Source organism: Xanthobacter pseudotagetidis, from assembly GCF_043194795.2.
Taxonomy (GTDB): Bacteria; Pseudomonadota; Alphaproteobacteria; order Rhizobiales; family Xanthobacteraceae; genus Xanthobacter; species Xanthobacter tagetidis_A.
The window spans coordinates 2,034,071-2,050,516 of sequence record NZ_CM195534.1 but is presented as its reverse complement, the minus strand read 5'-3'; the positions used below and the strand labels follow the sequence as shown (position 1 = coordinate 2,050,516).

The following is a 16,446-nucleotide window of genomic DNA, read 5'->3' as shown; positions in this document are numbered from 1 at the left end:
GGAGCGCAAGCCCCCGCATGGCCGAGGGCGGGCGCGGGACGGGGCGGACCGCTCCCGATTTCGCCGCAAGGGTTAACGAAGGCGCCGTCGGAACGGCTTCCGCTACCGTCCGGGCTCTGCCGGCTTTGCCGGCAAACGGAGCGTCGCCACGAGGCCGGGATCGTTGTCCGAGAAGGCGAGGCTGCCGCCGTGCAGGTGCGCCACGGCCGATACCAGCGACAGGCCGAGGCCCGAGCCGGGACGGGTGCGGCTCGCCTCCAGGCGCACGAAGCGCTCCACCACCCGGCCACGCTCCGAGGTGGGGATGCCCGGCCCCTGGTCGGCGACCCTGAGCACCGACTCCCCTCCCTCGCGCGCGAGGCTGACGGCGATGCAGCGCCGCTCGCCCGCCTGCGGGGCGGCATATTTGATGGCGTTGTCGACCAGGTTCGAGAGCGCCTGGGCCAGCAGCTCGCGCACCCCATGCACCACCACCGGGGAGGTTGTGACCACGAGGTCGAGGCCCTTCTCGTCGGCCAGCGGCTCGTAGAGCTCGGAGACGTTCTCGGCGATGGCGGCGAGGTCCACGTCGCTCATGGAGGCGCGGGCCTGGCCGGCCTCGGCGCGGGCGATCATCAGCAGCGCGTCGAAGGTGCGGATCAGCGCGTCGCTCTCCTCGATGGTGTCTTCCAAAGCCTGGCGCCACTGGGTCTCGCTGTCGGCGGTGCGCAAGGCCTCCTCCGCCCGGTTGCGCAGGCGGGTGAGCGGCGTCTTCAGATCGTGGGCGATGTTGTCGGAGACGTCCTTGAGGCCCTGCATCAGCGCCTCGATGCGCTCCAGCATGGCGTTGAGGGAATGGGCGAGGCGGTCGAACTCGTCGCCGGTGCCGGCGAGCGCAAGGCGGCCGGAGAGGTCGCCGGCCATGATGGTCTCGGAGGTGGCCGTCATGGCGTCGATGCGCTTCAGCACCCGGCGGGTGACGAACACGCCGCCGGCGAGGCCCAGCCCGACGATCAGCAGCACCGCCCACTGCGCCGGGCGGGTGACGAGCGCGCGCAGGGTGTCGCGCTCCTCGATGTCGCGGCCTACCAGCAGGCGGTAGCCGCCCGGCAGCATGTCCACCTCCACGAAGGCGACGTGGCTCTTGGAGCCGGTCTCGTCCGGGCGGTTGTAGGTGGTGAAGCGCGTGCCGGGCTGGTCGAGCAGGCCGAGCGGCAGGTCCGAGACGTTGGTGGCGATCACCTCGCCCTGGAAGTTCGCCAGCATGTAGATGGACGAGCCCGGCCGGCGGGTGCGCCGGTCGATCACATAGACGAGGCGCTGGATGCCGCCGATGCGGTACTGGTCGGACAGGAAGCGGATCTCGCGCTCCAGGTCGTCCGCCACCTGCACCTGGATCAGCTGGCGCGTGTGCCAGGCGGTGTAGGCGATCACCGACACCGCGAACACCGCGAACACCAGCAGGTAGGCGGCCAGCAGCTTGAACGCCGTGGTGCGGATCAGCCGCGCGAGATTGGCGAACAGCTTCACCGGCGCGCCTCCCGCACGGCGCCGGCCGCGCTCACTTCAGCCCCGCGCGCACCATGTAGCCGGCGCCGCGCACGGTGTGGATGAGCGGCACCTCGAAGCCCTTGTCGATCTTCGACCTCAGGCGCGAGACATGGACGTCGATGACGTTGGTCTGGGGGTCGAAGTGATAGTCCCAGACATTCTCCAGCAGCATGGTCCGGGTCACCACCTGCCCGGCATGGCGCATGAGATATTCGAGCAGCCGGAACTCCCGCGGCTGGAGCACGATCTCCTTGCCGCCCCGCGTCACCGAATGGGAGAGGCGGTCGAGCTCAAGGTCCGCGACCTTGTAGACGGTCTCCGCCGCCTGCGGCGCGCCGCGCCGCGACAGCGCCTCGACGCGGGCGAGGAGCTCGGTGAAGGCATAGGGCTTGGGCAGATAGTCGTCGCCGCCGGCGCGCAGGCCCTGGACGCGGTCGTCCACCTGGCCGAGAGCGGAGAGGATGAGCACCGGCGTGGTGTGGCCGCGCCCGCGCAGCTCCGAGACCAAGGACAGGCCGTCGCGCTGGGGCAGCATGCGGTCGACGATCATCACGTCGTACTTGCCGTCGAGGGCCAAGGCGAGGCCCTCCTCGCCGTCGCCCGCGAGGTCCGCCACGTGGCCGGCCTCCTTGAAGGCCTTGCGCAGATATTCCGCAGCGTCGCGGTCGTCCTCGACCAGCAGGAGGCGCATGGGGTTGGAAGAGCCCAGATCGAGATTCGCAATCATGGCACTCTAGCCGAGCCTCGCTTCAGGTCCACACTTGGACGTTGGGGCGGGAGTGGCGCGGGAAGCCCTCTGGAGACTTCCCGCGCCGTCGGGTCCGAAGCGGCTGGGGGCGACAGGGATAGGGCCGCCTCGGGTCCGATGGGAAAAATCAGGCCCGGCGCCGCTCCATGGCAGCGCCGGGCCGGGTCATGCGGGGAAGGCTCAGCCCTTCGCCTTGGTGTCCATGGAGATGGCGACGAAGCGGATGCCCTGCTCGCCCTTCACCTGGATGAGGACCGCCTTGCGGTTCTCGGCCTTGGCGGCGGCGAGGCCCTCGCGGATGTCCTTCGGCGTGGAGACGGCCTTGTCGCCCACCTTCAGGATCACGTCGCCGGTCTTCACGCCGCGCTGGGCGGCGGCGCCGTTCGGGTCGACGCCGGTCACCACCACGCCCTCGGAGCCGGCGCCCTGCACCGACTTCGCCGGAGCGAGCTGGAGGCCGAGGCGCGGCAGGTCCTTGGCCTGCGGGCCGCCGTCATCCTCGTCCTGGCCGCCGCTGCGGGCCGCGACCTTGTCGTTCGGCAGCTGGCCGAGCTTCAGCGTCACGTTGATCGGCTTGGTGTCGCGGATCACGGACAGCTGCACCTCGGTGCCGGGCTTCATCATGCCCACCTTGCGGGTCAGCTCGCGCGCCTCCTTGATGGCCTCGCCGTTCACCTTGGTGATGACGTCGCCGCTCTTGAGGCCCGCCTTCGCCCCGGGGGTGTCGGGCTGGACCTGGGCCACGAGGGCGCCCTCGGCGTCCTTGATGCCGAGGCCGGAGGCAAGCTCCTCCGTCACCGGCTGGATCTGCACGCCGATATAGCCGCGGGCCACCGTGCCGCTGTCGCGCAGCTGGGCGACCACCGTCTTCACCGTCTCGGACGGGATGGCGAAGGCGATGCCCACGTTGCCGCCCGAGGGCGAGACGATGGCGGTGTTCATGCCGATCACCTCGCCGTTCAGCGAGAAGGTCGGGCCGCCCGAATTGCCCCGGTTGATGGGCGCGTCGATCTGCAGGAAGTCGTCATAGGGACCGGCGCCGATGTCGCGGCCGCGGGCCGAGACGATGCCGGCGGTCACGGTGCCGCCGAGGCCGAACGGGTTGCCGACCGCGATCACCCAGTCGCCGATCCGTGGGGCGGTGTCGGAGAGCTTGACCCACGGCAGGTCCTTGGCGCCCTCGATCTTCAGGAGCGCCACGTCGGTGCGCGGATCGGTGCCGATCACCTTGGCGACGTAATCCTTGCCGTTGGTGGTGGTCACGTCCACCTCGTCGGCGCCGTCAACGACGTGGTTGTTGGTGACCACATAGCCGTCGGCGGAGATGATGAAGCCGGAGCCCTGGCCCACCACGGAACGGCCGCCGGGACCACCGGGGCCACGCGGGCCGCGCGGACCCATGCCGGGGCCGCCCGGACCGCCGGGGCCGAAGCCGAAGCGCTTCAGGAACTGCTCGATCTGGGGCGGGACGTTGCCGCCGAAGCCGCCCTCGTCGTCGTTCATGGCGACCTGGTCGTTGCGGTCCTTCTTGACCTTCACCGAGACCACGGCGGGCGAGACCTTCTCGACGATGTCGGCGAAGGAGAAGGTGCCGGCGGGCTGGCTGGTGGTGATCTGGGCGAGCGCGGGGGTATTGGCCGGGGGCACGAATTGGCCGGCCACGACGCCGGCGATCGCGAGGCCGAACACACCGGCGAGCAGGGCCTTCCGGTGGCGCTTGGTCACGGAAGTGGTGTTGGCGGAGCGGGTCATGTGCGTGCTGATCTCTCTGTCTGGCCTGCCGGTGCGGGCAGGTTCGAGGAGGCACGCTAGCGGGGCGACCCTTACGGCTCTCTGGCGGGGAGATTACAGTTTGGTAATGCGGCACACGGAAGCGTGAGCGCAGCGGCGGGGAGACGGGAAGCGGCGCGCCGGAGCCACCATCGGCCCGGCCCCAAGGCGCCGCCGCCAGGCCCACTCCAACCACCGTCATGCTCCGGCTTGACCGGAGCATCCATGCCACCTCCATGCCGCGCGCCCGGCCGCAGGATGGGTCCTCCGGTCAAGCCGGAGGGCGACGGGCGAAAGCCCCTCAGTGCGCCGCCGCCTCGCTGCCGTAGCGGCGCAGCAGGTGCGCCTTGAACACCGACGCGTCGAGCGGGCGGCCGGTGGCGCGGGTCAGGAGGTCGTCGGTCTCCAGAAGCGAGCCCTGGCCGTGCACGTTCACGCGCAGCCAGGAGAGCAGCGGCGCGAAATCGCCGCGCGCGATCGCCGCGGGGATCTCCGGCACCGCCCGGCGGGCGGCGTCGAACAGTTGGGCCGCCGTCATGGCGCCGAGCGTGTAGGTGGGGAAATAGCCCCACCCGCCGCTCGGCCAGTGGATGTCCTGGAGGCAGCCGACGCGGTCATCGGGCGGGGTGATGCCGAGCAGGTCGCGCATGCCGGCGTTCCAGGCGGCGGGCAGCTCGGCGAGCGGCATCTGGTCGCCGATCAGCGCCTTCTCCAGCCGGTAGCGCAGGATCACGTGGGCGGGATAGGTCACCTCGTCGGCGTCCACGCGGATGAAGCCGCGCTCGACCCGGGTGTAGAGGCGGTAGAGGTTGTCCGCCTCCCAGGCCGGCCCGGCGCCGCCGAAGGCCGCGCGCATGCGCGGCGCGGCGAAGGCGAGGAACTCGCGCGAGCGGCAGGCCTGCATCTCCATGAGCAGCGACTGGCTCTCGTGCACGCTCATGCTGCGCGCCTGGCCCACCGGCTGGTGCACCATCGCCTGCGGGCGGCCCTGCTCGTAGAGCGCGTGGCCGGTCTCGTGCATCACGCCCATGAGGGCCTTGGCGAAGTCGGCCTCGTCGTAGCGGGTGGTGATGCGCACGTCATTGTCGGCGCCGCCGCAGAACGGATGGGTGGAGACGTCGAGGCGCCCGCGCGCGAAGTCGAAGCCGACCACCTTCATCATCTCGAGCCCGAGCGCCCGCTGCGCCTCGACCGCGAACGGCCCCTGAAGCGGCAGCGGCGCCGGCCGGCGCTCCTGCGCCTCCAGCACCTCGTTCGTGAAGCCGGGCAGGAACGCCGCGAGGTCGTCGAACAGCGCGTCGATGCGCGCCGAGCGGCCGCCCGGCTCGTAGTCGTTCAGCAGCGCGTCGTAGGGCGAGAGGCCGAGCTTCTCGCCCTTCACCGCGCCGATCTGGCGCTGGAGGGAGAGCACCTCGGCGAGGAGCGGCAGAAGCGCGGGGAAGTCCGCCTCGGCGCGCGCCGTGCGCCAGGCCATCTCGCAGCGCGAGACGGAGCGGCTCGACGCCTCCACGAGGTCGGCCGGCACCGCGGTCTGGACCGTCCACAGCCGGCGGATTTCCCGGATGTTGGCCCGCTCCCAGTCGCCGAGACCGCTTTCGGCCTCCGCACCGGCGATCAGGTCGCCCACCTTGGGGTCGCACACCATGCCGTGGTGCAGCACCCGGAGCAGCGCCAGGCTTTCCGCCCGCGTCTCGGCGGCGCCCTTCGGCATCATGGTGTCGCTGTCCCATTGCAGGATGCCGATGGAATTGGCGAGCGCCGCGGCACGCGCGAAGTGGACGGCGAGATCGGCATAGGCTGGCATGGGGACCTCGGAAAATGCGTTGACCGGCAGGACGTTGACGGGTCAGTCCTGGGGCGTGTCGGCGGCCTTGCCCTCGGCGAGGAGCTTGGCGAGGCGCGCCTCCTCCTCCGGCGAGAGGCGCTGCACCGGACCGGACGCGCGGCGCCGCAGGGCGACCACGGCGATCAGCGCGCCGAGCCCCAGCACCAGAACCGGCGCGCCCCACAGCAGCGCGTTGCGCCAGGAGAAGCGCGGCCGCAGCAGCACGAACTCGCCGTAGCGCTGGACCATGAAGTCCAGCACCTGCGGGTCGGTGTCGCCCGCTGTCAGGCGCTCGCGCACGATCAGGCGCAGGTCGCGGGCGAGCGGCGCGTCGGAATCGTCGATGGACTGGTTCTGGCACACCATGCAGCGCAGTTCGGCCGAGAGCGCGCGGGCGCGGCTCTCCAGCACCGGATCGCCGAGGATCTCGTCCGGCTGCACGGCGACGGCGGGTGCGGCCGAGACGAAGGCGGAGAGGACGAGCAAGAGCAGGACGGCAAGGCGGCGCATGATCGTCACTCCGCCGGCAGGGGCCGGACCTCCGGCTTGGCGGCCCGCCGCGCGGCGGGCTTCGGCGCGCCCACCCTCAGGCGCCGGTCGGTGAGCGAGAGCGCGCCGCCGATGGCCATCACCACGGCGCCGAGCCAGATCAGCAGCACCCGCGGCTTGTAGGAGGCGCGCACCGAGACGTGGCCGTCGGCCCCCTCCTCGGCGACGCTCACATAGAGCTGGCTCAGCCCGTAGGTGCGGATGCCGGCCTCGGTGGTGCCCATCTGCCGCGCGGTGAAGGTGCGCCGCGACGCCTCGAGGGTGCCCTTCGCCACCGAGCCCTCGCGGATCGCGAACACGGCGACGCGGGCGCGGAAGTTCGGCCCCGTGCGGTTCTCCATGCGCTCCAGCGTGAGCGTGCGCGTGCCCACCTTGAGGCTGTCGCCCACGCGGATGGAGGTGATGGTCTCCGTGCTCCAGGAGGCCTCGCAGACGATGCCGAGCAGGCACAGCCCGACGCCCATATGGGCGATGGCGGTGCCGTATGCCGAGCGCGGCACGCCGGCGAGGCGCTTGACCGCCACCTTGGCGCTCACCTTGCCGAGGCCGGCGCGCTCGGCGAGATCGGTAAAGGCGCCGAGAATGACGAAAGTGGCAAGCGCGATGCCGACCGGCGCGAACACCGAGCCGCCGTCCGCCGCCGCGGCCGTCACCACCGCCGCCACCACCGCGAGACCGGCCGCCAGCATCAGGCGCTGGGCGACGCCCAAAAGGTCGCCGCGCTTCCAGGCGAGCAGCGGCCCGAACGGCATGGCGAACACCAGCGGCAGCATCAGCCCGCCGAACACCAGGTTGAAGTAAGGCGGCCCGACCGTGATCTTGGCCCCGGTCAGCGCCTCCAGCGCCAGCGGATAGAGCGTGCCCACCAGCACCGAGAAGGTGGCGGCAGTCAGGAACAGGTTGTTGAACACCAGCGCGCCCTCGCGCGACACCGGCGCGAAGATGCCGCCCTGCCTGAGCTCGGAGGCGCGCAGCGCGAACAGCGCCAGCGAGCCGGCGATGAAGAAGGTGAGGATGCCGAGGATGAAGACGCCGCGCGCCGGATCGGTGGCGAAGGCGTGGACCGAGGTCAGCACGCCCGAGCGCACCAGGAAGGTGCCCACCAGCGACAGCGAGAAGGCGAGGATGGCGAGCAGCACCGTCCACACCTTGAGCGCGTCGCGCTTCTCCATCACCACGGCGGAGTGGAGCAGCGCGGTGGCCGCGAGCCAGGGCATGAGGGAGGCGTTCTCCACCGGGTCCCAGAACCACCAGCCGCCCCAGCCGAGCTCGTAATAGGCCCAGTAGGAGCCCATGGCGATGCCGAGCGTCAGGAACACCCAGGCGGCGAGCGTCCAGGGCCGCGTCCAGCGCGCCCAGGCGGCATCGATGCGCCCCTCGATCAGCGCCGCGACCGCGAACGAGAACGACACCGAGAGCCCCACATAGCCAAGATAGAGCAGCGGCGGGTGGATGGCGAGGCCGGGGTCCTGCAGGATCGGGTTGAGGTCGCGCCCCTCGGCCGGCGGCGGCACGAGGCGCAGGAACGGGTTGGAGGTGAAGATCACGAAGGCGAGGAAGGCGGTGGCGATCGATCCCTGCACCGCCAGCACCAGCGCCTTCAGCCGGTCCGGCAGGTTGGTGCCGAACAGCGCCACCAGCGCGCCGAAGAAGCCGAGCACCAGCACCCACAGGAGCATCGAGCCCTCGTGGTTCCCCCAGGTCGACGTGATCTTGTAGATCAGCGGCATCTGGGAGTGGGAGTTCTCCACCACGTTCAGGACCGTGAAGTCCGACGCCAGGTAGAGCTGGACCAGCGCACCGAACGCGAAGGCGATGAACGCGAACAGGGCGAAGGCGATCGGCCCCGCCGTGCCCATGAGGACCGCATCGCCCCTGGCCGCGCCCCAGGCCGGCAGCGCCACCTGGAGAAGCGAGAGGACGAGGGCGAGGATGAGGGCGTACTGCCCGAGCTCGGCGATCACGGGCTCAGCTCCCTGGCGCGCGGGCGGGGGTGGTGCCGGGGGCGGGGTCGCCCTCCTTCCACACGCCCTGGGCCTTGAGCGCGTCCGCCACCTCGCGCGGCATGTACTTCTCGTCGTGCTTGGCGAGCACGCTGTCAGCCTTGAAGGAGCCGTCCGGCTGGAGCGCGCCCTCCGCCACCACGCCCTGCCCCTCGCGGAACAGGTCCGGCAGGATGCCGGAATAGGCCACCTTCACCACCGCGTTGCCGTCGGTGACGGCGAAGGTGGTGAGGGTGCCGGACTTCGCCACGCTGCCGGTCTCCACCAGCCCGCCGAGGCGCAGCCGGGTGCCCGGCGCCACGTGCTGCTCGGCGATCTCGGTCGGCGTGCGGAAGAACACGATGGTGTCGGTGAGCGCCGACAGGATCAGCGCGGCCGCAAGGCCCAGCACCCCGACCCCGGCGCCGATCATGACGAGGCGACGGCCCTTGCGCGTCATCTCCTACCCTCCCCTGGCGAGGTCTTTCTCGGCCGCATCGATGCGGCCGAGCGCCTCCTGGTTGTCCTTGAAGGCCGCGCGCGCGGCCTTGATCGCGCCCAAGGCCTTCTCCCTCTCTCCGAGCACGGTGAAGGCGCGGGCGAGCCGCAGCCAGCCGTCGAGATCGTCCGGGTCCTCGGCGAGGCGTGCCTCCAGGCGGTCCACCATGCCGCGCACCATGGCCGAGCGGTCCTGCGCCGACATGGCGGCGGCGGCCTGGACGTCCGCGGCGGTGGGGCCGGGCGCGGCCGGCGATGCCGCCCCGGCGGCCGGAGCGGGCGCGGCGCCCAGGCCGACCTCGGCCTCGGCGCGGGCGAGCGCGGCCTTCACCATGGGCAGATAGGGCGCCTCGGCCGGCGCCTCGGCCGCGAGGCGGCGGAAGATGGCGGCGGCCTCCGCCGGGCGCCCGTCCTGCTCGGCGGCGACACCGGTGAAGAACAGAGCGCGCGGCTCCTTCGGATCGAGCGCGAGCGCGGCCTTGAAGGCGCGCTGGGCATCCGCCGAGACCAGCCCGTTCGAGGCCACCATCAGCGCCTCGCCGCGCGCCGAGTGACGCTCGGCGGTGGGGCCGAGGATGCGGATCGCCTCGCCGAAGGCGCGGGCGGCGTCCTCGGGGCGGCCGAGGCGCAGATAGACCGGCGCCAGAATCTCGTAGCCGTTGCCGTCATTGGGATTGCTGGCGAGGTGGTCCTCGACCCGCCGCACCAGGATGGCGACATCGCCCCGGTCCGGCGGCGCCGCGAGCCGCCCGGCGAGGGGAGCGCCCGGAATTTCGGGCGAGCCGAACAGCCCATAGAGGCCGGCGGCGCCAACAGGGATGAGCATCAGGGCGGCGATCGCCGCCGCACGGCGCCGCCAAGTCGCCGAAACGGACGCGCCGGCCTCGGGCTCGGGGGCGACATCCGCCGCAAGAATCCGCCGGGCCACCTCGACCCGCGCCGCATCGGCCTGCTCCGGCGCCAGCCGCCCGCTCTCCTTGTCGCGGGTGATCTCGGCCAATTGATCACGATAGACGGCAAGATCGGCCTCGCGCGCGCTCCGGAGCGCGCGGCTGCGGCCGAGCGGCCACAACACGGCAAGCGCCGCGGCGGCCGTCATGAGGGCAAAGGCGGTGAACAGGGAAGCGGAAATCATGCCGTGTAGCCGATAGACACAATGCCCTCGAAAGCAAGTGCCCTTGGGGTCTCAGCGGCGCCGGGCCGCAGCCGGACCGCACCCCGGAGGGGCGCGACGCCGCAGTCCCGGCCACTCCCTGAATACCGTTTGGAACCTAAGGGAATGGCGAGTGGCGGCAAACTTCAAGGCGCAAATGAGGCGCAATCGCAGGGCGCGACCGCACGCCGCCCTCCCCGTCCAGGCTTGGGGACGGCGTCCTCAGCCTCGCCCCATCTCGCGCGCGAGGCACCTTCGCGCTATATGGGGAAGACGAGGAGATCGGCGGCGGTTCGCGGAAGCCGAGGCTGGCACCGTGGGACCCGGCATCCTCGAACCAGACAACCTGGAACCCGACATTTTGGACCTGACGCCGTGACCGCCCCGGAACGCCCCTCGCTGATGAAGCGGCTGCGCAACGCGCTGCTCGACTTCGACGCCTTCCTCGACAGCGGGCTATTCACGCTCGGGGCCGGCACGCGCAGGGCGCTGTCCTCCTATGCCGCCTTCACCGAGCGGTTCAACATCACCGGGTTTCCGCGGGTGCTGACGGGCCTCGCCTCCGACCTGTTCACCCTCGGCGCCATCAGCGCGGTGGCCATGCTGGCGCTCGCGGTTCCCGCCTTCCACGAGACCTCTGACGACTGGCTGAAGCGCACCGAGCTCGCCGTCACCTTCCTCGACCGCTACGGAAATACCATCGGCGAGCGCGGCGTGAAGCAGAACGACACGGTGCCGCTGGAGGACTTCCCCGACGCCCTCATCAAGGCCACCCTCGCCACCGAGGACCGGCGCTTCTATGAGCACTGGGGCATCGACGTCTCAGGCACCATGCGGGCCCTCGTCTCCAATGCCAGGGCGGGCGGCGTCGTGCAGGGCGGCTCCTCGCTCTCGCAGCAGCTCGCGAAGAATCTGTTCCTCTCCAACGAGCGCACGCTGGACCGCAAGATCAAGGAGGCGTTCCTCGCCCTCTGGCTGGAATTCCATCTCACCAAGAGCGAGATCCTCAAGCTCTATCTCGACCGCGCCTATCTCGGTGGCGGCGCCTACGGCGTCGATGCGGCGGCGCGCTATTATTTCGGCAAGTCGGTACGCGAGGTGAACCTCGCCGAGGCCGCCATGCTGGCCGGCCTGTTCAAGGCCCCCTCGAAATACGCGCCGCACATCAACCTGCCGGCCGCCCGCGCCCGCGCCTCCACCGTGCTCGACAATCTGGTGGAAGCCGGGTTCATGACCGAGGGCCAGGTGTTCGGCGCGCGGCGCAACCCCGCGACCCCGGTGGACCGCCGCGCCGACGCGGTTCCCGATTACTACCTCGATTATGCCTTCGGCGAAGTGAAGAAGCTGGTGGAGCAGTTGCCGGCCTCGGTGTCGGAGCGCAACTTCATCGTCCGCACCGGCCTCGACCCCAACATCCAGAAGGTGGCGGACGCGGCGCTGGAGAGCTCGCTCTCCGAGTTCGGGCGCGACTACAAGGTCAAGCAGGGCGGCATCGTGGTGATGGAGCCCAACGGCACGGTGCGCGCCATGGTCGGCGGACGCGACTATGGCGAGAGCCAGTTCAACCGCGCCACGGACGCGCTGCGCCAGCCCGGCTCCTCCTTCAAGCCGTTCGTCTACACGGTCGCGCTCATGGGCGGCATGAAGCCCACCACCATCGTCCAGGACGCGCCGATCTGCCTCGGCAACTGGTGCCCGCAGAACTATGGCCGCTCCTACATGGGGTCGATCACGCTCAAGACCGCGCTGCAGCATTCGCTGAACACGGTTGCGGTGCGCCTCGCCGAGCGCTTCACCCGCAGGAAGATCGTCGACCTCGCCCACCAGATGGGCCTGAGGACGCCGCTGCCCATCAGCGCGCCGCTGCCGCTCGGCGCCGCCGAGGTGACGCTGGTGGACATGACCACCGCCTATGCGGTGTTCCCCAATGGCGGGCGCTCGGTCTATCCGCACGCGGTGGTGGAGATGCGGATCGGCAACGGCGACGTGGTCTGGCGCTTCGACCGCGACGCGCCCAAGAGCGTGCAGATCATCCCGCAGCAGCAGCTCTACGACATCAACGACATGCTCAACAACGTGGTGGAGAACGGCACCGGCCGCCGCGCCCGCCTCGTCAACGCCAAGGTGGCGGGCAAGACCGGCACCACCAATGCCTATCGCGATGCCTGGTTCATGGGCTTCACCGGCAACTACGTCTGCGGCGTGTGGTTCGGCAATGACGACTATGCGCAGATGAACAAGATGACCGGCGGCTCGCTGCCGGCCATGACCTGGCAGAAGGTCATGGCCTATGCGCACCAGGGCATCGAGATCAAGCCGATCCCCGGCGTCACCTCGCCGATCCCGAAGATCGAGGAGCCGCCGGCCATGGTCAACGTGCCGGGGCTCGCCAGCGCCGAGCGGCCGGTCACGCTCTCGCCCCGCGCGGCCGAGCGCCTGGTGGCCCTGGAGAAGCTGCTGAAGGAGGCCGAGCAGGTGGCGATGCCGGAGGTGGTGGCCTCGGCGGCGCGTCCGCTGCCGCTCCCGCCGGCCGTTCCGGCTCCGGAGTCCCGGAGCCAGGCCCCCGCGCCGGCCCCGGCGGCCTTGCCCGCGCCCAGCGTGCCGCCGCAGACGCCCGCGCCTGCCGCCGCGCCGAAGCCGGCGGCGCCGCGGCCCGCTCCGGCGGCGCGTCCGGCGCCACCGGCTTCACCCGATGGCGTCCCGCGCCCCCCGGCCGCGGTCGGAACCTCCCGGACCGGCATCTACTGAGGATCGCGCCGGAGACGGATCGGCTCCGGCCGGACGGCGCCTGGCGTCGCGACCCGGCCGTCCCGTGGCAGGCCGCAGCGGCGGCTCAGCGGTTCTGCTGCGCCTGGGAGACGTGGTCGCGCAGTTCCTGGAGCGAGGCGAAGCGCACCACGCCGTCGGGAAGCTCGGCCTGGATCGAGCCGTCGGAATAGAGCGTATAGGCCATGCCGCCGACGATGCCGGACTTCAGGATGCGGGGCTCCTCGCCGCCCTCGGGGCGGCGGGCCCCGGGCGTGACGGGCGCGGGCCGCGCCGGGGCAGCCGGCTTCAAGCCGGGCGCCTCATAGCGTGGCCGCGGGCCCGGGCGCGTGTCCGTGCGCGGCTCGGCGCGCGCCTCCTGCCGTGGCTCGACACGGGCATCGCTCCGTGCCTCCGGCTCGGCGCGGCGCTCCAGCCGCTGGCGCCGGGCTTCGAGCATGGGATCGGCGGCACGCTCCTCGGCCGCCGGTCGCTCGTCCACGCGCGCGGGACGCGGCGGCTGCACCGTCCGTGGACGGGGCGCGGGCACCGTCGCCTCGGCCTCGTCCTTCTCCTTGTCATCCTCGTCCGGTTCCGGCTCCAGAATATCCTCGGCGGTCATGCGCGGTGCCGCGCCAAGGCGCCCGCGCGCCGCAGGCGCCGCCGGCACCGCGGGGGCAGCCGGCGCCGGCGTCTCGGCAGCGACGGTGCGGACATTGACCTCGATGCCGTTCAGCCCGGCCTCGATGCGGGCCGACAGGCGCTCCAGCTGGCGCAGGACGAGGCCCATGGCCGTGATGACGAAGCCGCCCGAGGCGGCCACCGCTCCGGTGGTGATGAGCGTGTTGCCGATGCTCGAGATGAAGATGGATACCCCGAGCCCGATCACCGCCAGGCCCGCAAGGGCGATCAGCACCCCCAGTAGCACCAGGAACCACCACATCTCGCTACTCCACTACGCCTCGCCGACCCGGCGGAAGAAGAGCCTTGCGGCCCCGACCTGGAACATGCCTGAATTTCGACGGCACCACGGTTGTTTGAAGGCAGCCCCGGTCCTATCTAGTCGGCAGCTCGGACGTTCCCGATGCTCCCGGCCTCGACCGGCGGCACGGCGCGGGGCCGGGCGCTAATGCCGGATCGATTGCGGAGATCATTCATGTCCTTCACGCTGCCCGACCTGCCTTACTCCTATGATGCCCTCGCCCCGTACATGTCGCGGGAAACCTTGGAGTATCACCACGACAAGCACCACCTCGCCTATGTCAATAATGGCAACAATCTCCTAAAGGGAACTGAATTTGAAGGAAAATCCCTGGAGGAGGTGGTGAAGGGGTCGTTCGGCAAGAACGCGCCGCTCTTCAACAACGCCGCCCAGCACTACAACCACGTGCTGTTCTGGCAGTGGATGAAGCCCAACGGCGGCGGCGCCATCCCCGGCGAGCTCGAGAAGAAGATCGCCGCGGACTTCGGCTCGGTGGACAAGTTCAAGGAGGACTTCGTCGCCGCCGGCGTCGGCCAGTTCGGGTCGGGCTGGGCCTGGCTCGCCCTCGTGGACGGCAAGCTCGCCGTGACCAAGACCCCCAATGGCGAGAACCCCCTCGTGCATGGCGGCACGCCGCTGCTCGGCGTCGACGTGTGGGAGCACTCCTACTACATCGACTATCGCAACCGGCGCCCGGACTACCTGAAGGCGTTCGTCGACCACCTCGTCAACTGGGAATATGTTGCCGAGCTCTACGCCAAGGCTTCCTGACGCCTGGGAAGGTCAGTCCCGTTTCCGCGACTTGCGGAAACGGGACACGGATCTGTCGCTGACCTGCCATCATTCTGAGAGATGCAGTGCCGGCACGTCGCCGGATGGAGATGTCGCTGCATTTCTGTTTTGCAGTGCATCGTATAATTTTGTTGCAGTTTTCCAGCCGGCGATCTTAGCTGCTGCGCCTTCACGTTCCCGCGAGGTCCCCCTTCGCGAAGCCGTCGAGGGTGACGCCTGCGTTCGAGGTCGCCCCGTATCATGCCGTCTTCCGCCTGGTTTTCCCTGCGCCGGCTCAGCTCCCATCCGGCGGACGTGATCGCGGCCGCGCTTTTCTGCGCGCTTGCCGTACTTAGTTACCTCACATTCCGTGACTACGGACTGGGCTGGGACGACTTCACCCACTCGCAATATGGCGAGCTCCTCCTCAACTACTACCGGTCGCACTTCACCGACCGGGCGGCGTTCTCGTTCGTCAACCTGTTCTATTACGGCGGCGGGTTCGACCTGATCGCGGCCATGCTCGCCAAGGTTCTGCCGCTGGAGCTGTTCGACGTGCGCCGCCTGCTGGGTGCCGCGGTCGGCATGGTCGGCTTCTTCCTCACCTGGCGCACCGGGCGCCGCATCGGCGGCCCGGTGGCCGGGCTCGCCGCGATGGCGCTGCTGGCCATCTGCCCGCTCTATTACGGGCAGATGTTCATGAACGCGAAGGATGCGCCCTTCGCCGTGGCCATGCTCGGCGTCATCTACGCCTTGGTGCGGGCCTTCGACGAATATCCGCGCCCCTCGCCGCGCACCGTCGCCATGTTCGGCGCCTGTCTCGGGCTCGCGATCGGCGCCCGGGTGCTGGGTCTCCTCGCCGGCGTGAACCTCGCGCTGGCGCTCGCCGTCCTTTTCGTCCTCGAGGCGCGCAACCGCGGCATCGGCCCGGCGACGCAGCGCGGCGCGGGCTTCGTCGCCCTGCTCGCCTTCGGCCTTCCGCTCGGCTACTTCATGCTGGCGCTGGTGTGGCCATGGGCCGTCGTGGAGCCGGCCAACCCCCTGGTGGCTCTGAAATACTATTCCCATTTCTGGGAAGTGCCCTGGCGCGAGATGTTCGAGGGCCGGGCCATCTCCGTGCCCGACATGCCGCGCCGCTACGTGCCCACGCTGTTCGCGCTGCAGATGCCGGAGATGTTCCTGGGTCTGTTCCTGGCCGGCACTGGCCTGGCGGTGTTCCGCATCATCCGCGGACAGGAGGCGCCGCAGACGCGGGCGCGCTACATGCTGCTGATCTCGGCGGCTCTGGTGCCGATCGCGCTGGTGATGGCGACGCGGCCGGCCATGTACAACGGCATCCGCCATTTCGTCTTCGTCACCCCGGCGATGGCGCTCCTGGGCGGGCTCGCGGTCTCGGCGCTCTGGAACCTCCTGGCGCGCGCTCCGGTGGCTGCCCGGGGCGTCGCGGCCGCGGCATTCGTCCTCGGGGTCGCGGCGCCGGCGAGCACCTTCCGCGACATCCACCCTTACGAATACACCTACTACAACAGCATCGTGGGCGGTGTTCGCGGCGCCGACGACAAGTTCATGCTCGACTACTGGGGTCTCGCCTTCAAGCAGGCCTCAGAGGCGCTCGACCAATATGTGGAATCCCACCGCGCGCTGCTCCCCCAGGGACGCAAGCTCAAGGTCGCGGTCTGCGGCCCGCTGCTCGCCGCCAAGGCCGAGTTCGGCCCGCAGTTCGAGCTGACCTATGACAGCAAGACGGCGGACCTCGCGCTGGTCCAGGGCGAGTTCCACTGCGCGGACGTAAGGGCGCCGGTGCTGGTGGAGGTGGCGCGCGAGGGCGTCGTCTACGCCCGCGTCTACGACGTGCGCGGACGCCAGGTGCAAAGCATCGTCGCCGGTCAGTAG

12 protein-coding genes are annotated in these 16,446 nt (G+C 70.5%); 3 read left to right on the top strand and 9 right to left on the bottom strand.

Features of this window, described 5'->3' with window-relative positions; translation table 11 throughout:
- Nucleotides 1-102: 102 nt before the first annotated feature.
- The 8 genes from V5F67_RS09405 to ccmI form a co-directional block, all read right to left on the bottom strand.
- Nucleotides 103-1,509, bottom strand: a complete 1,407-nt coding sequence (locus V5F67_RS09405) for an ATP-binding protein (RefSeq protein WP_394019096.1) — start codon at nucleotides 1,507-1,509, stop codon at nucleotides 103-105.
- Nucleotides 1,510-1,540: 31 nt separating this feature from the next.
- Complete coding sequence (locus V5F67_RS09400) at nucleotides 1,541-2,257, bottom strand: winged helix-turn-helix domain-containing protein (RefSeq protein WP_394019094.1); 717 nt, start codon at nucleotides 2,255-2,257, stop codon at nucleotides 1,541-1,543.
- A gap of 201 nt (nucleotides 2,258-2,458) precedes the next feature.
- The gene (locus V5F67_RS09395) at nucleotides 2,459-4,030 is read right to left on the bottom strand and encodes a Do family serine endopeptidase (protein WP_394019092.1); all 1,572 of its coding nucleotides are present in this window, start codon (nucleotides 4,028-4,030) and stop codon (nucleotides 2,459-2,461) included.
- A 319-nt stretch (nucleotides 4,031-4,349) separates the two neighbouring features.
- Nucleotides 4,350-5,852, bottom strand: coding sequence for a carboxypeptidase M32 (locus tag V5F67_RS09390; RefSeq protein ID WP_394019090.1), 1,503 nt, complete (start codon nucleotides 5,850-5,852; stop codon nucleotides 4,350-4,352).
- Nucleotides 5,853-5,894: 42 nt separating this feature from the next.
- On the bottom strand, nucleotides 5,895-6,383 hold the full coding sequence (locus V5F67_RS09385; protein ID WP_394019088.1) for a cytochrome c-type biogenesis protein: 489 nt from the start codon (nucleotides 6,381-6,383) through the stop codon (nucleotides 5,895-5,897).
- Nucleotides 6,384-6,388: 5 nt separating this feature from the next.
- Nucleotides 6,389-8,386, bottom strand: coding sequence for a heme lyase CcmF/NrfE family subunit (locus tag V5F67_RS09380; RefSeq protein WP_394019086.1), 1,998 nt, complete (start codon nucleotides 8,384-8,386; stop codon nucleotides 6,389-6,391).
- 4 nt (nucleotides 8,387-8,390) lie between these two features.
- Nucleotides 8,391-8,864 (bottom strand): cytochrome c maturation protein CcmE, encoded by a 474-nt coding sequence (gene ccmE, locus V5F67_RS09375; protein WP_394019084.1) that lies wholly within the window; start codon nucleotides 8,862-8,864, stop codon nucleotides 8,391-8,393.
- 3 nt (nucleotides 8,865-8,867) lie between these two features.
- Nucleotides 8,868-10,037 (bottom strand): c-type cytochrome biogenesis protein CcmI, encoded by a 1,170-nt coding sequence (gene ccmI / locus V5F67_RS09370; protein ID WP_394019082.1) that lies wholly within the window; start codon nucleotides 10,035-10,037, stop codon nucleotides 8,868-8,870.
- Nucleotides 10,038-10,457: 420 nt separating this feature from the next.
- On the opposite strand from ccmI, the gene V5F67_RS09365 reads away from it, so the two are divergent.
- Nucleotides 10,458-12,803: a transglycosylase domain-containing protein gene (locus V5F67_RS09365; RefSeq protein ID WP_394019250.1), complete on the top strand. Its 2,346-nt coding sequence runs from the start codon at nucleotides 10,458-10,460 to the stop codon at nucleotides 12,801-12,803.
- A gap of 85 nt (nucleotides 12,804-12,888) precedes the next feature.
- Here the strand turns inward: V5F67_RS09365 and V5F67_RS09360 are convergent, their stop codons facing one another.
- Nucleotides 12,889-13,743 (bottom strand): hypothetical protein, encoded by an 855-nt coding sequence (locus tag V5F67_RS09360; protein ID WP_394019080.1) that lies wholly within the window; start codon nucleotides 13,741-13,743, stop codon nucleotides 12,889-12,891.
- 213 nt (nucleotides 13,744-13,956) lie between these two features.
- Between V5F67_RS09360 and V5F67_RS09355 the strand changes: the two genes are divergently transcribed.
- On the top strand, nucleotides 13,957-14,553 hold the full coding sequence (locus tag V5F67_RS09355) for a superoxide dismutase (RefSeq protein WP_394019078.1): 597 nt from the start codon (nucleotides 13,957-13,959) through the stop codon (nucleotides 14,551-14,553).
- Nucleotides 14,554-14,814: 261 nt separating this feature from the next.
- Entirely contained in the window at nucleotides 14,815-16,446 is a 1,632-nt protein-coding gene (locus tag V5F67_RS09350) for a glycosyltransferase family 39 protein (protein WP_394019076.1), read from the top strand.

Bases quoted from the DNA above. Each gene is read 5' to 3' on its own strand.
- V5F67_RS09400 (WP_394019094.1), bottom strand. From the start codon at position 2,257: ATGATTGCGAATCTCGATCTGGGCTCTTCCAACCCCATGCGCCTCCTG.
- V5F67_RS09395 (WP_394019092.1), bottom strand. From the start codon at position 4,030: ATGACCCGCTCCGCCAACACCACTTCCGTGACCAAGCGCCACCGGAAG.
- V5F67_RS09390 (WP_394019090.1), bottom strand. From the start codon at position 5,852: ATGCCAGCCTATGCCGATCTCGCCGTCCACTTCGCGCGTGCCGCGGCG.
- V5F67_RS09385 (WP_394019088.1), bottom strand. From the start codon at position 6,383: ATGCGCCGCCTTGCCGTCCTGCTCTTGCTCGTCCTCTCCGCCTTCGTC.
- ccmE (WP_394019084.1), bottom strand. From the start codon at position 8,864: ATGACGCGCAAGGGCCGTCGCCTCGTCATGATCGGCGCCGGGGTCGGG.
- ccmI (WP_394019082.1), bottom strand. From the start codon at position 10,037: ATGATTTCCGCTTCCCTGTTCACCGCCTTTGCCCTCATGACGGCCGCC.
- V5F67_RS09365 (WP_394019250.1), top strand. From the start codon at position 10,458: ATGAAGCGGCTGCGCAACGCGCTGCTCGACTTCGACGCCTTCCTCGAC.
- V5F67_RS09360 (WP_394019080.1), bottom strand. From the start codon at position 13,743: ATGTGGTGGTTCCTGGTGCTACTGGGGGTGCTGATCGCCCTTGCGGGC.
- V5F67_RS09355 (WP_394019078.1), top strand. From the start codon at position 13,957: ATGTCCTTCACGCTGCCCGACCTGCCTTACTCCTATGATGCCCTCGCC.
- V5F67_RS09350 (WP_394019076.1), top strand. From the start codon at position 14,815: ATGCCGTCTTCCGCCTGGTTTTCCCTGCGCCGGCTCAGCTCCCATCCG.